The organism is Micromonospora sp. NPDC049799, from assembly GCF_040656655.1.
In the GTDB taxonomy this organism is placed as follows: Bacteria; Actinomycetota; Actinomycetes; order Mycobacteriales; family Micromonosporaceae; genus Micromonospora.
Map to the genome: position 1 here is coordinate 1 of NZ_JBFAMU010000590.1, position 2836 is coordinate 2836.

General features: G+C 71.2%; 1 protein-coding gene and 1 pseudogene. Both read left to right on the forward strand.

Going from position 1 to position 2836, the window contains the following annotated elements; all coding sequences use genetic code 11:
• On the forward strand, positions 1 to 1448 hold a 1448-nt coding region (rho, locus tag AB0I76_RS26820), incomplete at its 5' end, for a transcription termination factor Rho (RefSeq protein ID WP_357040983.1).
• A gap of 494 nt (positions 1449 to 1942) precedes the next feature.
• Positions 1943 to 2836 (forward strand): annotated as a pseudogene (locus tag AB0I76_RS26825) (hypothetical protein); the annotation flags it as partial.

Genomic DNA, 2836 nt, shown 5'->3' on the forward strand with positions numbered 1-2836 from the left:
GCGACCGCGGTGAGCGGGCCGAGCGCGGCGAGCGCACCGACCGCAACGAGCGCGGTGACCGCGGTGAGCGGGCCGAGCGCGGTGACCGGGGCGACCGTAACGAGCGGGCCGACCGGGGCGACCGTAACGAGCGCACCGACCGTAACGAGCGGGGCGACCGGGGTCAGCGGGTCGAGCGCGACAACGGCGACGAGGACGACGAGGGCGGCGGCCGGCGTGGCCGGCGTAGCCGGTTCCGGGACCGCCGGCGTGGTCGCGGTGAGCGGGTCGAGGCCGGCGACACCGGTGGGCGCGAGCCCCAGGTGGCCGACGACGACGTGCTCGTCCCCGTGGCCGGCATCATCGACGTCCTGGACAACTACGCCTTCGTACGGACCACCGGCTACCTGGCCGGCCCGAACGACGTCTACGTGTCCATGTCGCAGATCAAGAAGTACGGCCTGCGCCGCGGTGACGCGATCACCGGTGCGGTCCGCGCGGCCCGCGACGGCGGTGACCAGCGACGGGACAAGTACAACCCGCTGGTCCGGCTGGACACCATCAACGGCATGGAGCCGGACGAGGCCCGGCGCCGGCCCGAGTTCTACAAGCTGACGCCGCTCTACCCGCAGGAGCGACTGCGGCTGGAGACCGAGCCGCACATCCTCACCACCCGGGTCATCGACCTGGTCATGCCGATCGGCAAGGGGCAGCGGGCGCTGATCGTGTCCCCGCCCAAGGCCGGTAAGACCATGGTGCTGCAGGCGATCGCCAACGCGATCACCCGCAACAACCCGGAGTGCCACCTGATGGTGGTGCTGGTGGACGAGCGACCCGAAGAGGTCACCGACATGCAGCGGTCGGTGAAGGGCGAGGTCATCGCGGCCACGTTCGACCGGCCGCCGCAGGACCACACGACGGTCGCCGAGCTGGCGATCGAACGGGCCAAGCGCCTGGTCGAGCTGGGCCACGACGTGGTCGTGCTGCTCGACTCGGTGACCCGGCTCGGTCGGTCCTACAACCTGGCGGCGCCGGCCAGCGGCCGGATCATGTCGGGTGGTATCGACTCCACCGCGCTGTACCCGCCGAAGCGGTTCCTGGGTGCGGCCCGCAACATCGAGAACGGCGGCTCGCTGACCATCCTCGCCACCGCGCTGGTGGAGACCGGTTCGATGGCGGACACGGTCATCTTCGAGGAGTTCAAGGGCACCGGTAACGCGGAGTTGAAGCTGGACCGGAAGATCGCTGACAAGCGGACCTTCCCGGCCATCGACATCAACCCGTCCGGCACGCGTAAGGAAGAGGTCCTGCTCGCGCCGGAGGAACTCGCCATCATCCACAAGCTGCGTAAGGTCCTGCACTCGCTGGACTCCCAGGCAGCTCTGGACCTGCTGCTGGACCGGCTCAAGCAGTCCCGCACCAACATCGAGTTCCTGATGCAGATCGCCAAGTCGACGCCGGGGGAGTGACCTCCCCGGTCTGAGACCGCACGAAGGGCACGGCCACAGCGCCGTGCCCTTCGCGTTTCCGGGGTTCGAAGCTGCGGCCGGCGGAGGCGGACGCTCGCACCGCCTCTCTGCACCGCCGCCCCGCGCCGTCACCCCGTGCCACGTCGCCGTTTGCCGGATCCATCATCACCGAGCGTGACCTGTTGAGAGGGAGGTCGGGGCGGCGCTCTGCCCGGCGATGGTGAGCCAAGCGCCTGAGCAGGGGAGATGTCTGGACCTCCCCGCGCCACGCCACCACGACCCTGCCCCCTTTGCTCTGCACCCGGATACGCGCTGGCAACGGATCGTGCGCGGTGCACATCGGGGTGCAGAGCAAAGGGGGCAGCGGGCACCCGTGCGGGTCGGCCTTCCGTCACGCGACGTGACAATTCCCCGACAGCCGAGCCGTGGAATTTTCCTTCGGTTCAGCAGCCGACTGTTGAAACTTCTATTCACCATCCGGTTGACTGTCGTCCATGCGTACTCGCAGACGATCCGCCCGGCTCGCCGGCGTCCTGCTGTTGACGCCGCTGCTCACCCTGGCCGGCACCGTTCCCGTGACGGCCGGTGCGGCGGCACCGCCGGCGTCCGCCCTCTCCCCGACCGCCGCCGAGGACGCGCCCCGCGCCTCCTCGTACGCCGCTGGCGCGGTCACCCTGGCCGGGGACCCCGCGGCGAGCGCCGCCACCACCGCGACCGCCACCGGCGTCGAGCCGGCCGGCGGCCTGGAGACCACGAAGACCACGCGTCCGGTCGCGCCGGGCCTCGACCTCACCTCCTTCGACCGGTACGACGCCCAGGGCTGGCTGCGCGCGGACGCGCTCACCGCGGACCTGGGCGGCGGCGTCACCGTCGACTACGTCAACTCGGGCGCGGTCAGCCGGGCCGAGCCCCTTCGGGGCGCGGTGGACGCCTCCCGGGCCGTCGCCGCCGTCAACGGCGACTTCTTCGACATCAACAACTCGGGCGCGGCCCAGGGCGTCGGCATCCGCGACGGCGAGCTGGTTCAGTCCGCGATCAGCGGACACCCCAACGCGGCGGCGATCACCGGGGAGGGGATCGGCCAGGTGATCGAGGTGAACTTCGAGGGCACCGCCACCCTGCCCACCGGGGCGGTGCCGTTGACCCAGTTCAACAACATGGTCCAGGCGAACGGCATCGGGGTGTTCACGTCGCTCTGGGGCGCGTACACCCGGGAGCGTCCGGTCGCCGGCGCCACCCGCGTCACCGAGGTCGCCGTGGTCGGCGGTCGCGTGGCCGGCGTCGCCACGACGGCCGGCAGCGGGCCGATCCCGGCCGGCACCACCATCCGCTTCTGGTACCTGACCGCCCCGGCCGTCTTCTTCGCCTGGCTCTACTTCCGGTACGGC